18 protein-coding genes are annotated in these 19,331 nt (G+C 54.1%); 3 read left to right on the top strand and 15 right to left on the bottom strand.

Annotated elements, in window-relative coordinates; all coding sequences use genetic code 11:
• Positions 1-67: 67 nt before the first annotated feature.
• The 6 genes from NSU18_RS27390 to NSU18_RS27365 form a co-directional block, all read right to left on the bottom strand.
• The gene (locus tag NSU18_RS27390) at positions 68-586 is read right to left on the bottom strand and encodes an adenine phosphoribosyltransferase (protein WP_340757639.1); all 519 of its coding nucleotides are present in this window, start codon (positions 584-586) and stop codon (positions 68-70) included.
• A gap of 80 nt (positions 587-666) precedes the next feature.
• On the bottom strand, positions 667-3,069 hold the full coding sequence (gene recJ / locus NSU18_RS27385; RefSeq protein ID WP_341150539.1) for a single-stranded-DNA-specific exonuclease RecJ: 2,403 nt from the start codon (positions 3,067-3,069) through the stop codon (positions 667-669).
• A gap of 29 nt (positions 3,070-3,098) precedes the next feature.
• Entirely contained in the window at positions 3,099-4,064 is a 966-nt protein-coding gene (locus tag NSU18_RS27380) for a cation diffusion facilitator family transporter (protein ID WP_341017320.1), read from the bottom strand.
• Positions 4,065-4,187: 123 nt separating this feature from the next.
• The gene (gene secF / locus NSU18_RS27375) at positions 4,188-5,087 is read right to left on the bottom strand and encodes a protein translocase subunit SecF (RefSeq protein WP_341017318.1); all 900 of its coding nucleotides are present in this window, start codon (positions 5,085-5,087) and stop codon (positions 4,188-4,190) included.
• On the bottom strand, positions 5,077-6,330 hold the full coding sequence (gene secD, locus NSU18_RS27370; protein ID WP_341017316.1) for a protein translocase subunit SecD: 1,254 nt from the start codon (positions 6,328-6,330) through the stop codon (positions 5,077-5,079). The genes secF and secD overlap by 11 nt, the downstream gene beginning before the upstream one ends.
• Before the next feature lie 233 nt (positions 6,331-6,563).
• Entirely contained in the window at positions 6,564-6,815 is a 252-nt protein-coding gene (locus NSU18_RS27365) for a post-transcriptional regulator (protein WP_341017315.1), read from the bottom strand.
• 214 nt (positions 6,816-7,029) lie between these two features.
• Between NSU18_RS27365 and spoVB the strand changes: the two genes are divergently transcribed.
• Positions 7,030-8,631, top strand: coding sequence for a stage V sporulation protein B (spoVB, locus tag NSU18_RS27360; RefSeq protein ID WP_341150538.1), 1,602 nt, complete (start codon positions 7,030-7,032; stop codon positions 8,629-8,631).
• On the opposite strand, the gene NSU18_RS27355 is transcribed toward spoVB, so the two are convergent.
• Positions 8,628-9,437, bottom strand: a complete 810-nt coding sequence (locus NSU18_RS27355) for a DUF421 domain-containing protein (protein ID WP_341150537.1) — start codon at positions 9,435-9,437, stop codon at positions 8,628-8,630. The genes spoVB and NSU18_RS27355 overlap by 4 nt on opposite strands.
• 201 nt (positions 9,438-9,638) lie before the next feature.
• On the opposite strand from NSU18_RS27355, the gene NSU18_RS27350 reads away from it, so the two are divergent.
• The gene (locus NSU18_RS27350) at positions 9,639-10,031 is read left to right on the top strand and encodes a TIGR04086 family membrane protein (RefSeq protein ID WP_341017312.1); all 393 of its coding nucleotides are present in this window, start codon (positions 9,639-9,641) and stop codon (positions 10,029-10,031) included.
• Between the two features lie 72 nt (positions 10,032-10,103).
• Positions 10,104-10,970: a phosphatase PAP2 family protein gene (locus NSU18_RS27345; RefSeq protein WP_341150536.1), complete on the top strand. Its 867-nt coding sequence runs from the start codon at positions 10,104-10,106 to the stop codon at positions 10,968-10,970.
• Positions 10,971-11,058: 88 nt separating this feature from the next.
• Here NSU18_RS27345 and yajC read toward each other — a convergent pair whose 3' ends face one another.
• The 8 genes from yajC to NSU18_RS27305 all read right to left on the bottom strand — a co-directional run bounded on the left by yajC (position 11,059) and on the right by NSU18_RS27305 (position 19,296).
• Positions 11,059-11,373 carry a preprotein translocase subunit YajC gene (yajC, locus tag NSU18_RS27340; protein WP_341017308.1) on the bottom strand — a complete coding sequence of 105 codons (315 nt, stop codon included), beginning with the start codon at positions 11,371-11,373 and terminating at the stop codon, positions 11,059-11,061.
• Between the two features lie 45 nt (positions 11,374-11,418).
• Positions 11,419-12,555, bottom strand: coding sequence for a tRNA guanosine(34) transglycosylase Tgt (gene tgt, locus NSU18_RS27335; protein WP_341017307.1), 1,137 nt, complete (start codon positions 12,553-12,555; stop codon positions 11,419-11,421).
• 21 nt (positions 12,556-12,576) lie between these two features.
• The gene (queA, locus tag NSU18_RS27330) at positions 12,577-13,605 is read right to left on the bottom strand and encodes a tRNA preQ1(34) S-adenosylmethionine ribosyltransferase-isomerase QueA (protein WP_341017306.1); all 1,029 of its coding nucleotides are present in this window, start codon (positions 13,603-13,605) and stop codon (positions 12,577-12,579) included.
• 17 nt (positions 13,606-13,622) lie between these two features.
• Positions 13,623-15,725, bottom strand: coding sequence for a SpoIID/LytB domain-containing protein (locus NSU18_RS27325; protein WP_341150535.1), 2,103 nt, complete (start codon positions 15,723-15,725; stop codon positions 13,623-13,625).
• Between the two features lie 95 nt (positions 15,726-15,820).
• Entirely contained in the window at positions 15,821-16,828 is a 1,008-nt protein-coding gene (gene ruvB / locus NSU18_RS27320) for a Holliday junction branch migration DNA helicase RuvB (RefSeq protein ID WP_036732369.1), read from the bottom strand.
• A gap of 31 nt (positions 16,829-16,859) precedes the next feature.
• Entirely contained in the window at positions 16,860-17,483 is a 624-nt protein-coding gene (gene ruvA, locus NSU18_RS27315) for a Holliday junction branch migration protein RuvA (RefSeq protein ID WP_341017304.1), read from the bottom strand.
• Entirely contained in the window at positions 17,480-17,983 is a 504-nt protein-coding gene (gene ruvC / locus NSU18_RS27310; RefSeq protein WP_036690559.1) for a crossover junction endodeoxyribonuclease RuvC, read from the bottom strand. Before ruvC ends, ruvA begins: the two co-directional genes overlap by 4 nt.
• A gap of 515 nt (positions 17,984-18,498) precedes the next feature.
• Positions 18,499-19,296: a BofC C-terminal domain-containing protein gene (locus NSU18_RS27305; protein WP_341017303.1), complete on the bottom strand. Its 798-nt coding sequence runs from the start codon at positions 19,294-19,296 to the stop codon at positions 18,499-18,501.
• Between the last annotated feature and the right edge of the window lie 35 nt (positions 19,297-19,331).

The following is a 19,331-nucleotide window of genomic DNA, read 5'->3' as shown; positions in this document are numbered from 1 at the left end:
GGACTGCTGTCTTCATTCGACAACAGTCCGCTTTTTATTTCCCGGGAAAAGTTGCCGGGCACCGGGATTAATCCTCGTAAGTCAACAAGGTAACCACTTCAATATCGGACAGCTTGTCCCGTCCGGACAGAGCTGTCAATTCGATCAGGAATGCAGCGCCGACCACCTGGCCGCCAAGCTGCTCTACCAGGTTAACAGAAGTAGCAATCGTACCGCCTGTAGCCAGCAGATCATCCGCAATCAGCACCTTCTGGCCTGGCTTGATCGCATCGGTATGCACAGCAAGGGTATCCTTGCCGTATTCCAGATCATAGCCTACTTCGATTGTCTCATAAGGAAGCTTGCCGCTTTTACGGATTGGCACGAAGCCTACCCCCAGCGCATAAGCCAGCGGCGCACCCACTACAAAGCCGCGCGCCTCCGGTCCGGCAATGACGTCGATCTCCAGGTGGGCTACCAGGGCCTTAAGCTCATCGATGGCAGCACGGTATGCAGCGCCGTCCTTCAGCAGCGTAGTAATATCTTTGAAGCTGATTCCTGCCTGGGGGAAATCCGGAATTACGCGAATATTGTTTTTGAAATCCAACATCATCATCTCCTAAAAGTAAGCGGGGATCACCCCGCTGAAGTTACTCAAACCAATGACCGTGACAGCATGTACAGCTGTTATGAGGCCCCTAAACGTCGTGACAGCATGAATTCCTGCAATTCACTGCGGCTGCCTTCCATGAAATACTGCTCCATCTCCGCCGTCTTGCCCAGTCTGACGAAATGCTCTGATGTGCTCAGACTCTTGGCGGCAGGCTGCGGAACAAAAGTAATTGTGCCGCCGCTGCGCTCAATGAAGTCAAGCTCATCGAATACATCCAGCATTCTGCTCACCATACGCACACCAAGCGCCGACTGGCGGCTGAGCCGCAGCAGCACTTCATGCTCAGGAGTTGGAGCTGCAGCGATTGCGGCAATCCATTTATATAACAATTTGAAATGATCACGGGTAGGAACCTGCAGACGGTCACGCCCGTCACGGATCGAATGCAGCAGGGCAATGTTCTCCGCCTCAGGAAAAGCAGTAAACAGCGCTTCCAGCTGTTCCGGGGACTCGGGCATATCCAGCACACAGAGCAGCGACAGTCCCTCTTCATCATGCGCGCCTTCCGGCTGATGTACAGCAGAGATCCCGGCAGACTCATCGTATACCCAGAGGGACATGCCCTTAAGATCACGCAGCGGCGTCGTCCGGCTGTTCTGGAAGACCGCAGCACTCCGGCCCGGATTGCTGCCGCTATAGGTGCGGAGCAGCTCCTGAATATGCGCTGCCTGCTTGACAGCATCAGCTGCGCCGCGCAGATCGAACAGCTGCGCCTTCGGCACCGCCAGATCCTGCAGCATCAGCTGAGGCTTGCGCGAGCCGTTCCATTCATTGACGGACAGCTCTGCCAGTACATCCACGGCTGTGCCGTCCGGCAGCAGCTCAGCCAGTGGACCCTTGCCGAAGGCTACAGCTTCAATCGTCAGCTTGTCCTGCTGGAGCACAAGCTTCAGGTGCTTACCCTCCTGGCCCATCTTCCTTGTCTCCTTCACAACCGCTCCGCGCAGAATGAATCTTGGCAGCGGATTAGCCATGCCGAACGGCGCAAGCCGCTCCAGCTCAAGCGCAGCCTGGAGGGTCAGATCGGCAATGGAGACTTCGCCGTCCGCAGCTGTAACCGCTACGAAGTCCTCCGGTGTCAGAACAGACGCAGCATAGCTATTCAGCGCAGCATCGAAGGCTTCCAGCTTGCCCTGCGGCAGACTCATCCCGGCAGCGGCCGGATGTCCTCCGAAGTGGTCCATCAATTCGGCGCATGAGGATAAGGCCGCATAGATATCGAGACCCGGGATGGAGCGGGCAGAGCCCTTGCACATCCCGGTCTCCGGATGAATGTCCAGAATAATGACCGGACGGTAATACCGCTCCAGCAGCTTGGAGGCCACAATGCCGACTACGCCGACATTCCAGCCCTGGTCCGCCAGCACAATAATATCCGGCAGCCCGCTCCGGCTGATTCTCTCCTCCAGCTTGGCCGAGGCTTCGGTGACAATTCGCTCCACAACCAGCTGGCGTTCCTTGTTCAGCAGATCCAGCTCTCCGGCAAATTGCTCAGCTTCTGCCGTATCTTCCGTGGTCAGCAGTGTAACAGCCCGGCCTGCATGATCCAGTCTTCCGCTGGCATTAATACGCGGAGCCATCCCGAAGGCGATATTCACCGCACTGACGGTGTTCATGGCAATACCGCCCACCGAGAGCAGCGCCCGGATGCCGGGGAACGCGGAATTCCGCATGCTGCTGAGGCCTCTGCGCACCAGACTGCGGTTCTCGCCCAGCAGCGGCATCAGGTCAGCTACGGTACCGATGGCGGCAATCTCACACCATTCCTCCGGCACTTCGCTGCCCAGGAGCGCCTCAGCCAGCTTGTAAGCCACCCCCACTCCGGCCAGACCCTTGAACGGATACGGGCAGTCCGGCAGCTTCGGGTTAATCAGGGCATAGGCCTCAGGCAGCAGCTCCGGCGGCTCATGATGGTCCGTGACAATAACATCAATGCCAAGCTCAGAGGCGTAGGCAATCTGATGATAGGCACTGATACCAGTATCAACCGTAATGACGAGAGATACACCCTGCTGGACCGCCCAGTCCAGCGCATGATTATGCAGTCCATAGCCTTCATTGGAGCGGTGGGGAATATAAATGTCAAAGGAGGCGCCGAGATGACGCAACAGGTAGATCATCAGCGCTGTGCTGGATACCCCGTCTGCATCATAATCACCGTACACCAGAATATGCTCTTCCTCTTGCAGTGCCTTCTGAATCCGCGGCACCGCTTCCGCCATTCCTTTGAGCAGGAATGGATCATGTCTATCTTCCGCTCCTCCATCCATGAATACTCGCGCCTTGTCAGCGGTATCCATACCTCTTTGCACCAGCAGTGAAGAAAGGAGCGGAGAAATAGAAAGGCTCCGGGCCAGTTCCTGAATACGCTCGGAATCGGCTGCCGGAGATTGCCAGCTTGTTTTTGAATGAAGCAATACAGCTCACCTTTCTCTCACCTTGCAGACTACTGAAGCAGCGTGGGAATATCGTTGTCCACGAGCTCGTGATTGCTTTTATAAGGATAACCCGGATCATACGGCACAACATCCATATGAACCTCACCGACATGAACGAACCGGTGCTGCAGCAGCTTCCTTGCGCATTCCGAAATATCCTGTGCCTCCATCACGCTGATCCGCGGATTCACACTAATCTTCACATGCAGATTCACATAGTTGCCTTCCTCCAGCGCCCGGAGCTGCTCCACCCGGATGACTCCGTGTACCCGCTGAACCGTCTCAATGAAGCTGGCTGCTTCCTCGGAAGGAAGCTCCTGAATCTTCTTGCTGTATACAGAGGAAGCAATTAATGAATAGCCTTTGCGGAGAATCAGACATCCGGTCAACAGAGCTGCGATGGGGTCCATGTAGAGCAGAGGATGCCAGTTCAAGTATCCTCCGGTTATGGCCAGGGCAATCCCGATAAATACAGTTATAGATGTATACAGGCTGAACCGGTGGCTGTCGGCATAAGCCGCGTGACTGCCGTCACCCTTTTTTTTGAAATAACGGTACTGGTATTGAAATACAGCCTCTTTGAACACAATGCACAGCAGGACAGCAACAAGTGCTGACTCCTCCGGTGCCGACAGATGTCCCCTTGTCAAATCACGGATAGCCGAGAAAGCAACCTGCAGCCCGCCCATAATAATCAGCACGGAGAACAGAATAGCCGCCATCGGCTCCCTGCTTCCTTGCGCAGTCCGGCCGCGTTCCGCTGAGCCTGCCGCCTTGTGACTCTGCTTCAGGTTCCACGGAATCACCCCTGCCGCTCTGGCAGCGGCATCTGCTCCGGAATAGATTGCATCCCCCAACAATGCTTTGCTGCCTGATATATAACCGATACTTCCCTTAGCTACAGCGAGCAGAACATCACTTAGGATTCCGGTCCAGGCAACAGTTTGTTTCCGGGGTAATGGTTTGTCATTCATAACGAGGCCCTCCTTACCACTAGCAAGTAAACTCATGATGATGAAATCAAGCAAGACGCCCTGACCCGAAGATTCCGAAAAGCCGCGTCGCTACAGACGCGGCTTTTACAGAATAACCGGTTATTAGGCTTTGGCCGGGGTCTTCGCCGCAGGCTTCTGATTCTTTTTCAGGAGCAGCCAGAGCGGACTTGCAATGAAGATCGATGAATATGCTCCGAAGAGCAGACCGATAACCATGGCCAGCGAGAACATGCGGATCGACTCCCCGCCCATAATCAGCAGGAAGAATGCAGCAATAAATACGGTGAAGGCTGTATAAAGAGAACGCATGAGTGTCTGCATTACACTTTTGTTAACCAGGTGCTTCAAGTCCTCATACGACTTCTGCTTGCCGAAGCGCAGATTCTCGCGTATCCGGTCAAAGATAACGATCGTATCATTAATCGAGTAACCGATAATGGTCAGCACCGCGACAATGAAGGTAATATCAACCTCCAGACGGAAGATCGAGAAGACCGCCACTACCATGAATGCGTCATGAAGCAGTGCCACAATGGACGCCAGCGCAAAACGCCATTCAAAACGGATACTTACATAGATGATAATCCCGATACTGGAGAGCAGCACGGAATAGATCGCATTACGGGCCAGCTCCTTAGCCATCTCGGTATCTACGGTATTGATTTCAAAAGACGCCTTGTCATCAATCTTGTTGATTGACTTCTTGAGGGTCTCACTTTGTGCATCACTCAGCTCTTGATCATAGCGGATGTTGACGCGCTTGTCGCCGACGGTAATGGTGGGTTCATGCTCGATGCCCGCATCCTTTAAGGCTGGCTGAAGCTCAGCCAGCGTAACACTCTTCGAGAGCGCTACGTCTACATTGGACCCGGCCTTGAAGTCAACGCTGTAGTTCAGGCCGAAGGTTGCCAGAAAGACCAGACCCGCTACAGTAAGGGCAATCGAGAAGATATAGAAGAATTTACTTAAATGTACGAAATCAAGCTCTTTCTTAAAGCGCACTGATGTCACTCTCCTTTACCCCAAATTGCTTCGGCTTGTTGAGTGCGCCGGCTTTAACCAGCACTGTCAGCAGCCAGTGGGCAAAATAAAGGTTTGTTACGATACTAAGTACAATTTCCACGATCAGAATCAGCGCGAAGCCTTTGACCGCACCAGTACCGAAGGCGAACATGACAGCCGCTACGATAATAGTGGTTACATTCGCATCCATAACTGTACGGAAGGAGGTCTTGTTCCCTGCTTTGACGGAAGACATAATGCCCTTACCGCTGCGCATTTCTTCCCTGATCCGTTCATTGGTAATGATATTGGCGTCGACGGCCATCCCTATACCGAGAATGAACGCGGCGATCCCGGGAAGTGTCAGCGTAAAGTCCGCCAGGACAAATACCAGAATCAGCAGCCAGGTGTGCAGGATCAGCGCGAAGCTGGCCAGTACGCCCGGAAGACGGTACATAAGCAGCATGAAGATCAAAATAATCACAGAACCGACAATACCGGCTCTGACGGTCTCATCCAAAGATTGCTTACCCAGTGTAGCCCCTACGCTCTGGGAATATTTCTCTGTCAGCTTCAGCGGCAAAGCACCGAGGTTGATCGTATCGGCAATCTCACGGGCTTCATCCAGGGTATATCCCCCGGAGATCGAAGCCTTACCATCGGTCAGGACAGCTCGTACCGTTGGAGGCGCAGATAACAGGTTCTCATCCAGGTAGATGGCAAGTTCCTTACCCAGCAGACGCTCAGTAATCTCTGCGAATTTCTTCTTGTCTTTGATGGAGATGCTGATTTCGGGACGGTTGAGCTGATCGCGTTGAACCTCTGCCGCACCTTCCACGAAGTCACTGCCTACAAGCTCAATCTTACTGAATACTCCGGGAGCATCCCCTTCCTTGGCACTGCGGAAGGTGAGAACTGCGGGTTCTTTCATTTTCTTGCGGACCTCTGCTTCGTCGGTAACACCTGCGATCTTCAGACGGATGCGGTCCGTTCCTTCGGTGGTCACCTCAGGCTCGCTGGTTCCGAGTGCATTCGCCCGCTTCTCGAGACTCTCAGCAGTCTTCTGCAGCGAAGCGCGGGTCAGAGTTCCTCCCGTATCCATTGGCTCTGCGTGGTACAGAATTTCGAATCCGCCCTTGAGGTCAAGACCCAGACGGACTCTGTCCAGCAGCCCGGGAGTAGTAAATACCATGACGCCTGTTAGAACGACCACGGTAATGATAAAGCTCAACATTCTCTTCATGCTCTAGCTAGTTCCCCTTTCATTACATCAATATTCCTATTATAGCTACGTGCGAAATGACCGTCAATTCAGGAGGAATGACGGTGTCTTGATTCACACAAAGAAACGGCAGGTTCTGCTGCACAGCGAGGATACCTCCGTTTGATAGGACAAGTCTGAACACTCTTTACTTACTTTACTGCTTCCCGTACCCGTTTGCAAAAGAAAATCGTTCCTTTTGGCAAATCCCCCCGTTAATTCAATCCCCGGTAGGCCGCCAAGGTCAGATAAGTCATATAACTGCCTGACTTAAGCGAGTAGATGTCATTGACCAGCCTGTGCAGGGGAGGTCTTCCCTCCTTGGCATAGTTGCGGCTGATGCAATCCCAAATATCCTTACCGGTCACATATTCATAGCCGAGGAGCCGGAATTCCTCCGCTTTGCTGATGCACATGGCTTCGATCTCTTCACTAAGCTCGTCATATGTCCATTGTTCCGATTCCACGTGCAGGCACCTCCAAAGATTCCTCAATTACGTATGCTCAGTGGTACGTATTCGACCTTGCGCTCATACTTTCCTGCTTTCGGCCAAAAAACTTGTCTATAGAATGCTTGTCATGCAGCGCACCGGTACCGGCATATCCTTATACAAGCCTGGCTTGATAATTGCGGTAATTCACCTGCAGTTTCATCTCATATGTAGGAAGAAGGAGTGCCCTGTGAGAAAACAGACCTTTATACAAGGAACGATCATCCTGCTGCTCGCCGGTATCATTAACCGGATGCTTGGCTTCATTCCCCGGATTGCCCTGCCCCGGATCATCGGCGCTGAGGGGGTGGGTCTGTACCAGCTCGGATACCCGTTTTTTATTGTCCTTATTACGGTAATTACAGGAGGAATCCCGCTGGCTATTGCTAAGCTGGTAGCGGAAGCCGAAGGGGAGAACCGCCCGGAGCAGTCCCGCAAAATTCTGCAAGCCGGCCTTGCCCTCAGCTTATCGCTGGGCATTGTGTTCACCTTCGTCGCCCTGTTCAGCGCCTCCTGGGTATCCAGCGTTCTTCTGACGGACCAGCGTGTCTACTACACCTTCGTCAGCATGACCCCCATGATCGCCATCGTCGCCGTCTCATCCATCTACCGGGGATACTTTCAAGGCAGGCAGAACATGATTCCCTCGGCCTTCTCCTCCGTGCTGGAATCGGTCATCCGGATCTTCTTCATGCTGTGGTTCTCCTGGATGCTGCTGCCGAAGGGCATCGCCTTTGCCGCTGCAGGTGCCATGCTTGGCGTGACTGTGGGGGAGATCGCCGGAATGCTGGCCCTGCTGGGACAATATTATTTTAACGACAAAAAAGACAGGTCCGAACCCCCGCCTTCCGTGGATGTAACTGCTCAGAATATACAAGGCGGTGCCGGAAGCGAGCCCGGACAGACAACCACACCTGTCTTAAAACGTCTGATCGGTATTTCTGTGCCGGTAACCGCCGGACGGCTGATCGGCTCATTCTCTTACCTTCTGGAATCCATTATTACCGTGCGTAGCCTCGCGCTTGCCGGAATCGCGGCCGCCGCCGCAACTGCACAATATGGTTCCCTGCAGGGAATGGTGATTCCGCTGCTGCTGTTGCCAGGTGTGCTTAGCTCCTCGCTGGCCGTCTCCCTCGTCCCTTCCTTATCCGAGGCCGCCGCCCGCAACGACCTCCCCACGATTCATAAAAGAATGCACCAGGCGCTGCGGCTCGCCATGGTGACCGGTGCCCCGTTTGCTGCCGTTATGTATATTCTTGCCGTACCGCTCTGTACACTAATGTACGGCAATGCGGCGGATACGGCACCTATGCTTAGAATGATGGCCCCGTTCGCTGTGTTTCTCTACGTACAGGCTCCATTGCAGGCAGCCCTCCAGGCCATGGACCGGCCGGGCAAGGCTCTGATTAATACACTGATAGGCGCCGTTGTCAAAATCCTGCTGATTCTCCTGCTGGCCTCCCGTCCCGAATACGGCATTCTGGGCGCCATCATCGCCATTATGGTTAACAGCCTGCTTGTCACGCTTCTGCACGGCTACAGTGTGGTCAAGCTGACCGCCATGTCCTTACGCTGGTCGGACCCGCTCAAAATCCTGGCCGCTACGGTCATCATGGCCGCCGGGATGTCATATGTCTATACATCTGTTCCGATCTCACAGTCGCAGTGGATACAATTTCTGGCCGCTGGTACTTGTGGCATGGCCATCTATCTAAGCATCTGCCTGTTATCCGGGCTGATCTCCAGGCGTGACCTGGAACGGGTGCCCTTTTTTAGACGCTGGCGCAGTTAGGTCTGCTTCCCCTTATGGGGACTAATCGGGGCAATATAGAGCTCCCCCTTATGATCCACAGAGCACAGGAACACATCCCGGAAATCAGAGACACCCTTCTGCCGGATCTGGGTTCTAAGCCAGAAACGGTTCTTCCCGATCATCTCCAGATTGCCGTCCTGCACCTTCCCGTCCATAATCAGCGGAATCGGCAGACCTTCATAACGGATCTTATGCTTCGGCAGCTTCACAGAAGCAGAGTCACCGCCGGATGATTCAGCATCGCCGGAGTCCTTCTGGTTATCGCCGTTCTTCTCCTTCCGCTCTGCGCCGGAGCTGCTGTTGCCCGACTGATTGGATGAGGTGACATTGGCATTCTTCTCAATCACCGTTAACTGCCCGCTTGTCTCCAGGATCGCGAACTCCACATCAGCGGGACTGACAATATTCTGCCCGCGGAGCTGCAATAGCAGATCATCAATGTTATACCGCTGCCTGCGCATTTCGCCCCGGTGAATCTTCCCGTCCGAAATCAGGATGCTGGGTCTGCCATCCACCAATAAGCGCAGCTTCCGGCTTTTCAGACTGAGCTGTGCGACGATAACCTGAATCAGCACCAGAGTCGCCATAGGAACGACACCATCATAGATGGGGCGCTCGATATCCTCAATTACAAAGACAGCGATCTCGGCAATCATGATGGAAATGGTCAGGTCAAATACAGACAGCTTGCCGATTTCGCGTTTGCCCATGATGCGCATGCTCAGGAAAATGAAGATATACATCAGCACGGTGAGAAAGACATGGGTCGTAATATGCTGGAACATATTCTCTTCGCTCCCCTTCCGCTACTCCACCGTATAGGCGGATTAATGTAACCCTATTCTGACCTGACCTCCTAGGGAACATTCGGAAAGCTGCTGCTTAATTACTGGTAAAAGTCATCCCGCCTATTCTTGTACTATTGGGGCAAGCCTCCCCATACAATAATTAGTATCTTGGTTAACAAACTTTTAGGGGGTTTTACCATGTCTCTGATCAGGCGTCTATTCTCATGGAAAATATCTAGTCCGGTATTATCGGGTTTAATCCGCTCGTTCCTGTGGATGATGCTGGGTGCGTTCATCCTTTCCCTCCTGCTCTGGGGCAGCGGACTGCAGGAACAGGACCTCACGATGTACACCTACATTGTACACGGCGTCGCTGCCGCATTCGGAGGCCTCACCGCAGGCAGCAGAGCCATCCGCAGAGGCTGGTACCAAGGAGGACTCACAGGCATGTTATACGGACTGGCTGTGCTCCTGATCGGATTTCTCGCGCTTGACAGTTCACCGGGAGGAATGGACTTCCTGTGGGTTCTGGCGGCTGCAGGCATCAGCGCACTTGGAGGAATGTTTGGAGTTAATTTACAAAAATCCTAATTAATATAATTTTCGAAATTTGAAACCTTCCCTTGAAAATATGGTACACTACCTATATCTGACTTCATAAGAGTGATTATCAAGGAGGCTTCGAATGCTTTGCTGTACCAGTCCATGAATCTTGTAGTTGTGTATACCGTAGCCATTGTTGTAATCCTAATCTGGATCGGCGCAGGGCGCAATCCGCTGATGGCCTTAGTTGAAATCGGGAGAGAGCTGCTGCGGTCCTATAAATTTACACTCATTATTATAGGAATGTTCAGCATTCTTGCCCTGAATAAATATGAGCTGCAGATCGAAGAGAAGATGCGGCTGACCGCAGATTACACCGGCTTTATCTTCGGCCTGGAGGGGCATTTCGTCCGGATGGTTCAAGAGCTATTCTACGCTCCCTGGCTGACACCGGTAATTGTCTTCTTCTATATCTTCATGCTGCAGGCCGTGCTGGCGGCCTCGCTCGGGGTCTATCTGCTGGACAAAAACCGTGTGATCCTCTATGCGACCTGCTACACCATTATTTTAACCTATGCTATCGCTATTCCGTTCTATCTGTACTTTCCGGTTAACGAGGTATGGTCCTATGCGCCTGCAGGGGTACGGTTTGTCATGCTTGATGTTTTCCCGAAGTTTGAACAGGAATACCGGCCGCTATCCGGTCTCAATAACTGCTTCCCGAGCCTGCATACCGCTATTTCCGTATCCATGGCCCTGCTCGCTTACCGCTCCGGCAACCGCCGCTGGATGGTGATCAGTACAATCTCAGCTGTTATTATCGTGTTTGGAATCTTCTATCTTGGCATTCACTGGCTGACCGACATGATTGGCGGCACTTTGCTGGCTGTGCTGTCCACGGCTATCGCCGTACCGCTTGCCAAGCTTACCCTGCGCAGCGGGGAACAGGGCCTTAGAGTGCGGGGCCGGGTCACGAATACACGGTAGTGCCAGCAATTGATAAGCATTATATAAAAAAATCGGCGTTTTCTCCTAGGAGAAACGCCGATTTTTATGTAATTTGGCAGAGAGACTATTACATCTTGTCTTCTACTTCCACAACCGCGTGACTGATCGAGCCCCGGTCAAACGTCAATCGGGTCACATCATTAACCCGCAGAATAACGATGTCATCCGAAATCTCCATGATCGTTCCGTGCAGACCGCCGATGGTAACTACCTTATCGCCCTTCTTCAGCGCTTTGAGCATTCCGTTGCGTGCCTTGGTCTTCTTCTGCTGCGGACGAATCAGCAGGAAGTAGAACACGACAAACATCAGTACAAAAGGACCTACTAGACCCAGAATACTGCCTCCGCCGCCTGAACCTGCTGCCATATAAAATTGTGACATATCATTTCCCCCCTTTCAAGAATAAACATGAACACTCCGTACGCTCTAGAAGCCTTTTAGATTATCATATAATCCGTATTGTGCAAAAAACTCATCGCGAAAATCAAGCAGCCGATCTTCCATGATGGCTTCACGCACTTTACGCATCAATTCCAGCAGGAAGTGTAAGTTATGGTACGTTGTCAGCCGCAAGCCGAAGGTTTCGTCGGCCTTGATCAGATGACGCAGATAAGCACGGGAATAGTTCCGGCAGGTGTAACAGGTACACTCCGGGTCCAGCGGCCCGAAATCACGGGCATACTGCGCATTGCGCACGACGAGTCTCCCCTGACTGGTCATCGTTGTTCCATTACGGGCAATGCGGGTAGGCAGAACACAGTCGAACATGTCTATTCCGCGGATTGACCCTTCCAGCAGCGCATCCGGTGAACCTACGCCCATCAAATAGCGCGGTTTGCCTTGCGGCAGCAGCGGAACCGTGTAATCCAGCACTTCATACATAAGCTGCTTGGACTCTCCGACGCTGAGTCCCCCAATAGCATACCCCGGGAAATCCATGGAAGTCAAATCAGCCGCACTCTGGCGGCGGAGATCCTCATGCATGCCCCCCTGCACGATGGCGAACAGCCCCTGGTCATTTGGACGGGCATGGCTCTTGAGGCAGCGTTCGGCCCAGCGGGTGGTGCGTTCAAGCGATTTTTTCACATACTCATATTCTGCCGGATAAGGCGGGCATTCATCGAAGGCCATCATAATATCGGAACCGAGCGCATTCTGGACCTCCATAGCGACTTCGGGAGACAGAAACTTCTTGTCCCCGTTCAGATGGGAGCGGAAATGAACCCCTTCCTCGGTGATCTTACGCATATCGCTCAGGGAGAATACCTGAAAGCCGCCGCTGTCGGTCAAGATCGGGCGGTCCCAGTTCATGAACTTATGCAGGCCGCCCGCTTCGCCGATGATTTCATGTCCCGGACGAAGGAACAGATGGTACGTATTGCTCAGAATAATCTGCGCTTCCATCTGCTTAAGCTCTTCAGGACTCATCGTCTTGACAGTAGCCTGAGTGCCGACCGGCATGAACGTAGGTGTCTCAATAATTCCGTGCGGGGTGTGGACTCTTCCGAGCCGTGCCCCGGATTGCTTACAGGTCTTAATGTGTTCGTAAGTGATGGCTGCCATTAGTTTAACCCTTCCTCTTGCTTAATAAATGAACATTGCATCGCCGAAGCTAAAGAACCGGTACTGACGCTTAATCGCTTCTTCATACGCAGCGAGAATCAGCTCCCGGCCAGCCAAAGCGCTTACCAGCATGACCAAGGTTGACTTGGGCAGATGGAAATTGGTGATCAGTGCGTTAACAACAGTGAATTCATAACCCGGATAGATAAAAATATCCGTCCAGCCGCTGCATGCCTCAACCGGCCCGCCCTGGCATTGTCTCCCTACGGTCTCCAGGGTCCGGCAGGAGGTTGTGCCTACAGCTATTATTCTTCCGCCCCTTGCTCTGGCTTCATTAAGCGCATCTGCCGCAGCCTGGGACAGCTCGAAATACTCGGCATGCATGACATGCTCTTCCACGGTCTCAACAGACATTGGACGGAAAGTCCCCAGACCGACATGAAGTGTGATATAGACGATATTCACACCGATGGCTGCAATCTGCTCCAGCAGCTCTGTGGTGAAATGCAATCCGGCTGTCGGTGCTGCCGCTGAGCCTTCATGCCGGGCATACACGGTCTGATACCGCTCACGGTCATCCAGGGTTTCCTTGATATAGGGAGGGAGCGGCATGGAGCCGAGCCTGTCCAGAATCTCCTGGAAAATCCCCTGATAGATGAAGCGGAGTGTCCGCCCGCCCATATCCGCCTCATCTTCAATCACGGCACGAAGCTCTTCGCTGAAGACGATGACCGCTCCGGTCTTCAGCTTCTTGCCGGGCTTCACCAGCGCTTCCCAGCGGTCACCCTCCAGATTCTTAAGCAGCAGGACTTCTGCCTTGGCTCCGGTATCTTCCTTGACTCCGAACAGTCTGGCGGGAATAACCCGTGTATCATTAAGTACAAGCGTATCTCCCGGGCGGAACTGCCCCAGTATATCCGTGAAATGACCGTGGTCCAGTTGTCCATTCTCCTTGTCTACCAGCAGCAGTCTGGATGAACTGCGGTCGGCAAGCGGAGTCTGGGCAATCAGCTCCTCCGGCAGATTGAAATCATAAAGTTCAACATTCATAATAGGATCTTCATTCCTTAATTCTTAATTATAGTAACGTTATTAAAATAGTGTTGCAATATTTGCTTATAATCATACCCTTTGTCGGCCATTCCCTTCACGCCCCATTGGGACATGCCGAGTCCGTGCCCGTAACCCCAGCCGATGAAATAGAAGCCCGGACTGCCAGTGACGACTCTTGCGGTCTGATCCGCGCCCATTACAACCGTTCCGCTTCCGCTGGACGTCACTTGACCCGATGCAGACAGCACTCCGGCCGAGCTTGTTCTGCCGATAGCAGCTGTAGAGCCGTCAGCGCCTAATACAGTATAACTTCCGGCAGGTACAATATCAAACAAGGTGCTGGGCAATCCGCCGAAGGAGGAACGGAACAAATCGGGGTACTTCACCTGCAGGATCTGGCCGTTCGCCTTGACCTCCACTGCTCTTCCCGATGGTCCGCGCCGGGTAACCTCCAGAGTGGTTATGGAAGAGGGCAGAGTGCCGCTGGTCTTGCCGGCCAGGCTCTTCAGCAGCTCTGCTGAAGAATACGGCCCCTTAATCCAGCTGTAGCTTCCAGATTCATAGACCTGATTCAGCACGACGGCGTTCTGGCCGGGATTCAGCTTGCCTGCCGGAGCAGCACTGCTGTCAACAACAGGAAGTGGCCGGATATTCACATCCTTGGCTGTGGCTGTGGCAATGGAGAGCCCTGCGGCTGTCTTATCGCCTGTTAATTTGATGTTATCTTCCCGGGCATAGCCGGAAACGCCGCTGTCCAGCAGTACATAGTACCACTTCTTGGCCGAACCCACCGCAGCCACATCCTCTGCGCTGGCCACACTGGCATAATTGCCGCCGCTGTTCCATACTTCCGACGGGTCAGCCGTAACGCCGCCGCTGTTCGAGGAGAATACCGCCTCTACGACCTTGCCGCCGCTCTGCAGCACTTCACCTGCGGTTGCATCGACTGCCTTGATGATAGTGGGTGCTTCTGCACCAATTCCGTTATAGACCTGGCTGAGCGTTGTATCCACCACATTGGCAACATCAAAACGGTTCCCTTGGGACAACGCGTAGCTGCGTGCCGCTACAGCCTGGGCCTTGAGCGCTTCTTCCGGCCAGCTAGAGGATACCTCTCCTCCCACTACGGCATACAGATATTGCTCCAGCGGAACCACGTTAATGACTGACAATGAACCATTCAGATTGCCAAGCTCCATATCGCCGCGATAGATCCGCTTGGACCTTTCTGTAAGCATAATTCCCTTATCATTGCCGGACAAAATGAACTTTGCGTTACTTCCGGATAACAGATAATGAAAGGCCTGGACTTCGCTGTTGAAATCAAGCCCTGCGTCCATGCGGATCATTACTCCCGGTGCACCCGGAGCCACAGGCGTCAAAGCAAGCTGAGGAAGCAGCGCAGTTGCCGAAGCAGAGACCGCTGCCAGCTCGCTGTCACTTGAAGCCTCGCCTACCCATACCTCGGTCCGCGCACTGCCGCCCTCACCGGATATGAATACCGGCCAGGCATCTAAGCCGGCAGTGGTCAGACTGCTCACTACCGCCTGGGCTTCCTCAAGTGTAGCGTAGGAGCCCGCAGACAGATGCTTGGTTCCGGCCACCGCCGGTGTCTGCCCCTCAGGAATCGCCAGACCGGCTTTGAGGACTGCGTTCAGCCCGTTATTGGCTGCACTCTCACTGGCATAGCCTCCGGTATATAGCTGATATACCTTAGCTCCGCCTCTTGCAGCCATGAAGATCTGCGGCTTATTGGAAGAAGACTGAAGCTTCTTCGCCGCATCCGCAGCGGTCTGCCAGCTTGGCGTCTCCAGCACCTTCACCCGGAACCCGTCCAGACTGACACGGACCTTATTCTGGGCCGGAACCGACAATAACGGGCTGCCGCCGGCTGCCGGAAGCAGGCTGAAGCTCTGCTCGGACTGCAGGGTTACCAGCGGTACGGTAGATTTATATTTGCTGCCAATGTCGGCATACAGTGCAACCCGGATAGGCCCGCCGGAATCGGCGCGGGCGTGATCTGCCGGAATGAGCAGACTGCCTGCTGCAAGCAATGCAGCCAGAGCCCCCCGGCCCAGCAGCCCGATTCCTGTTGTTGTCCACTTCGCAAGTTTCATTGTAGGCCTCCTATAAAGTATTAGTGATAAATCAACTTTGGTTTGTAGCCCAGATCCTACGCAAGATGTTGTACTATGGGCAGGCTTCTCAGCAATCAGTTCTGCTGCGGGGGAAGCGGAAGGCCCAGATGGTGATACGCCGCAGGCGTAACAATGCGGCCGCGCGGCGTACGCTGCAAGAAACCGATCTGCAGCAGATAAGGCTCGTATACATCCTCAATGGTCTGGCTCTCTTCGCCTATCGTAGCGGCGATGGTATCCAGTCCGACAGGCCCGCCCCGGAAAGAGCTGATCATGGACTGCAGCATCTTATGGTCGATGCTGTCCAGCCCCCGGGGGTCCACCTGGAGCATCTTCAGCGATTCGGCGGCAATCTCCGGGGTGATGATTCCGTCGCCCCGGACCTGGGCGTAATCGCGTACCCGCTTCAGCAGGCGGTTGGCAATCCGCGGCGTCCCCCGGGCCCGCAGGGCAATCTCCTCCGCTGCATCGCCCAGAATCTCGATGCCCAGCAGTTCAGCGTTGCGCGCCACGATGAAGCTCAGTTCATCGATGGTGTAATACTCCAGCCGGCTGACCACTCCGAAGCGGTCACGCAGCGGAGCAGACAGCAGTCCCGCGCGTGTCGTCGCCCCAATGAGCGTGAAGGGCGGCAGATCGAGCCGGACCGACCTTGCACTCGGCCCCTTGCCAATCATAATATCCAGCGCGAAATCCTCCATCGCCGGATACATGACCTCCTCCACCGTCCGGTGCAGACGGTGGATCTCGTCAATGAACAGCACATCGCCTTCCTGAAGGTTCGTCAGCAGCGCCGCCAGATCGCCGGGCCGTTCAATTGCCGGGCCGGAGGTGGTCCGCAGATTGACTCCCAGCTCGTTGGCAATAATATTGGCCAGCGTCGTTTTGCCGAGACCCGGAGGTCCGTAGAGCAGAACATGATCCAGTGCTTCGCTGCGCATCTTGGCCGCTTCTATATATATTTTCAGGTTCTCTTTCACCTGGTTCTGGCCGATATATTCACCCAGATAACGGGGGCGCAGACTTAATTCCACCGCCTGCTCGTCCATCATCAGATTAGCCGATATAATCCGGTCATCCATTCTTCCTCACTCCGTTCTTCAGGGACCTATCCTATTTGGCGATATACAGCAGCCCCAGCGCCTTCTTCATCAGCACATCCACCGGTCCGGTGTCCGTGCCTTCCTGCTTCATCTTCAAGTGCACCCGGTCCAGCTCGGCATCGGTGTAACCAAGCGCCTTCAGCGCATCCCGGGCTTCTTCCCACGGCAGTGCCTCTGCCTTGCTCTGCGCTTCAGCCGCCACTGCGAACAATCCTGTCTGCAAGGCTGCCCCGCCGAAGCCGTCCAGCTTGTCCTTCAGATCCAGAATCATCCGCTGCGCCGTCTTCTTGCCGATCCCCGGCAGCTTCGTCAGGAAGGTGATATTCTCCTGATAGATCGCCGCGATCAGCTGGTCCGGCGTTCCGCCGGTCAGAATGCCCAGCGCGACACGCGGGCCGATGCCCGATACCTCAATCAGCTTGCGGAACAGCCTCTGCTCCTCACGTGACGGGAATCCGAACAGCAGCGTAGCATCCTCGCGGGTCTGATAATGAATGAACACAGTCACCGGACCCTCAGTCTTGGCGAAAGCATAAGGGTTCGGGCAGAATACCCGGTACCCTACGCCCTGCACATCCAGCACAACATATTCCGGCTCCAAATGTGCAACCGGCCCTCTAAGAAAATCTATCATTTTCGCAATACCTCATTTAATTTGGAATTAAGACTCACGGAATGGGCATGGCATACGGCTACCGCCAGCGCATCCGCCACATCATCGGGCTTCGGCACAGCCGTTAGCTTGAGCAGCAGCTTGACCATCTCCTGCACCTGCTTCTTCTCCGCCTTGCCGTAACCGACCACAGCCTGCTTCACCATCATTGGGGTGTACTCTGCCACCGGAAGCCCGCGCTGCACGGCTGCCAGAATCAGCACCCCGCGTGCCTGCGCCACCGGCAGAGCCGTGGTCACATTGCGGCTGAAGAACAGCTTCTCTACCGCTACCGCATCCGGCTTATATTTATCTATCAGCTGTACCATGCCTTCATAGACATGCAGCAGACGCTCTTCTTCCGGGGTATGTGCCTCGGTCTGGATGCAGCCGTATTGGACGGGTGTTAATTTGTTGCCAACCTTATCTACGAAGCCAAAGCCGACAATCGCCAGCCCCGGATCAATCCCCAAAATGCGCAAGATCCTTCTCTCTCCCCTATGCCCGGGCGGATAATCCGGCCCTAAAGCGAACATATGTATTCCTTCCACCCATTATAGCAAAAAAAATTCCCCGGGAGACAAAAAGTTTGTCCCCGGGGATTTGTAACGCTATTGTTTGTCTACATGTCAGGGCCCAGGAGATTCAGGGGCACTAATGCTCCTCGTTTGCTCAGTTGGCCCGTTTCTGGTGAATTCAGGTGTACTAATGCTCCTCGCTACGATCCTTTAGGCGCACTTGGCGCACCGTATGGGATTTATCCCTTTAAATTTCACGTTTGCCCCTCTTTCAGCCGAATCTATGGGATTTATCCCCTTTATTTACTCATTCAGCCTACTTTCTGCATCACCAGAGGGATTTATCCCTCTCATTTACTCATTCAGCCCACTTTCTGCATCACGTATGGGATTTATCCCCTTCATTCCCCGCACAAAAAGACCCGCAGGCCACTTGCGCGCCGCGGGTCTTCATGCTGCCGCTAATTCTATAGTCTCCCTCACTCCGGATGCATCACCTGTTCCGAGGAATCACGCGCATAGTCGCTGAAGGTGGAGAGTACGCTGTTGTACTCCTCCAGATCCTGCACCCGGATGCCTTGATGAAGCTGCTCCCAGATGCCCTTGGGCAAAGAGGATTTAATCGAGCCCATGTCCATTTGGAAAAAGGTCTTCATGACCCGCTCCGCCTCGGGCGGTCCTTGGAACAAAGTCAGGTTGCCTTGCTCGTCCACCCCGAAGTAAGCTTCCTTCTTGGTCAGCGGCGACAGGTCATTGACCCGCTGCTCCAGCCACAGGTCTCCTTCCCGGCTAATCCTGCCGCTCCAGCCCGCATGGCGGACAATCAGCTCGTTAAGCTGGGCCGGGGTCTGCTTGCCGGGCAGGGTCTGCACCTCTTCACCAGCTACAAAGAGGGTCCTGAGATGCACCGTTCTGCTAATGGCTTCCTTGCCCACAGCCTTCAGCAGCTCCTGACTGTTCATCACGGCGGCATCCTCTCCGGTATCATCGTCTGTATGGTTATATACGGCGGCTACAGCCGGCAAGCTGCTTCCGGGCTCCAGGTTCTGCCCTGCGCTGCCGCTCAGGAATGACGAAGATTTAAGCAGCGTGCTGATCTCTTCCGGAACCTGCATGCCGCGCCAGGCGAGCAACGTCAGCACGAGGCATGCCGCACCTACCCAGGGAGCTTTTTTCCAGCGTCTCCACCGCCGCCACAGTTGTTTTTTCAGGCGAAAAGCATTCACGTTAATCCCTTCATTCTGGTTTTTTCCTATTGTGACCTGTGAAGGGATCATTTATGCGTAAATGCTTGAAATTCATCCCAGGGCGG

It is taken from the genome of Paenibacillus sp. FSL H8-0048, from assembly GCF_038002825.1.
In the GTDB taxonomy this organism is placed as follows: Bacteria; Bacillota; Bacilli; order Paenibacillales; family Paenibacillaceae; genus Paenibacillus_AQ.
This window is presented reverse-complemented; position numbering and strand designations above follow the sequence as displayed.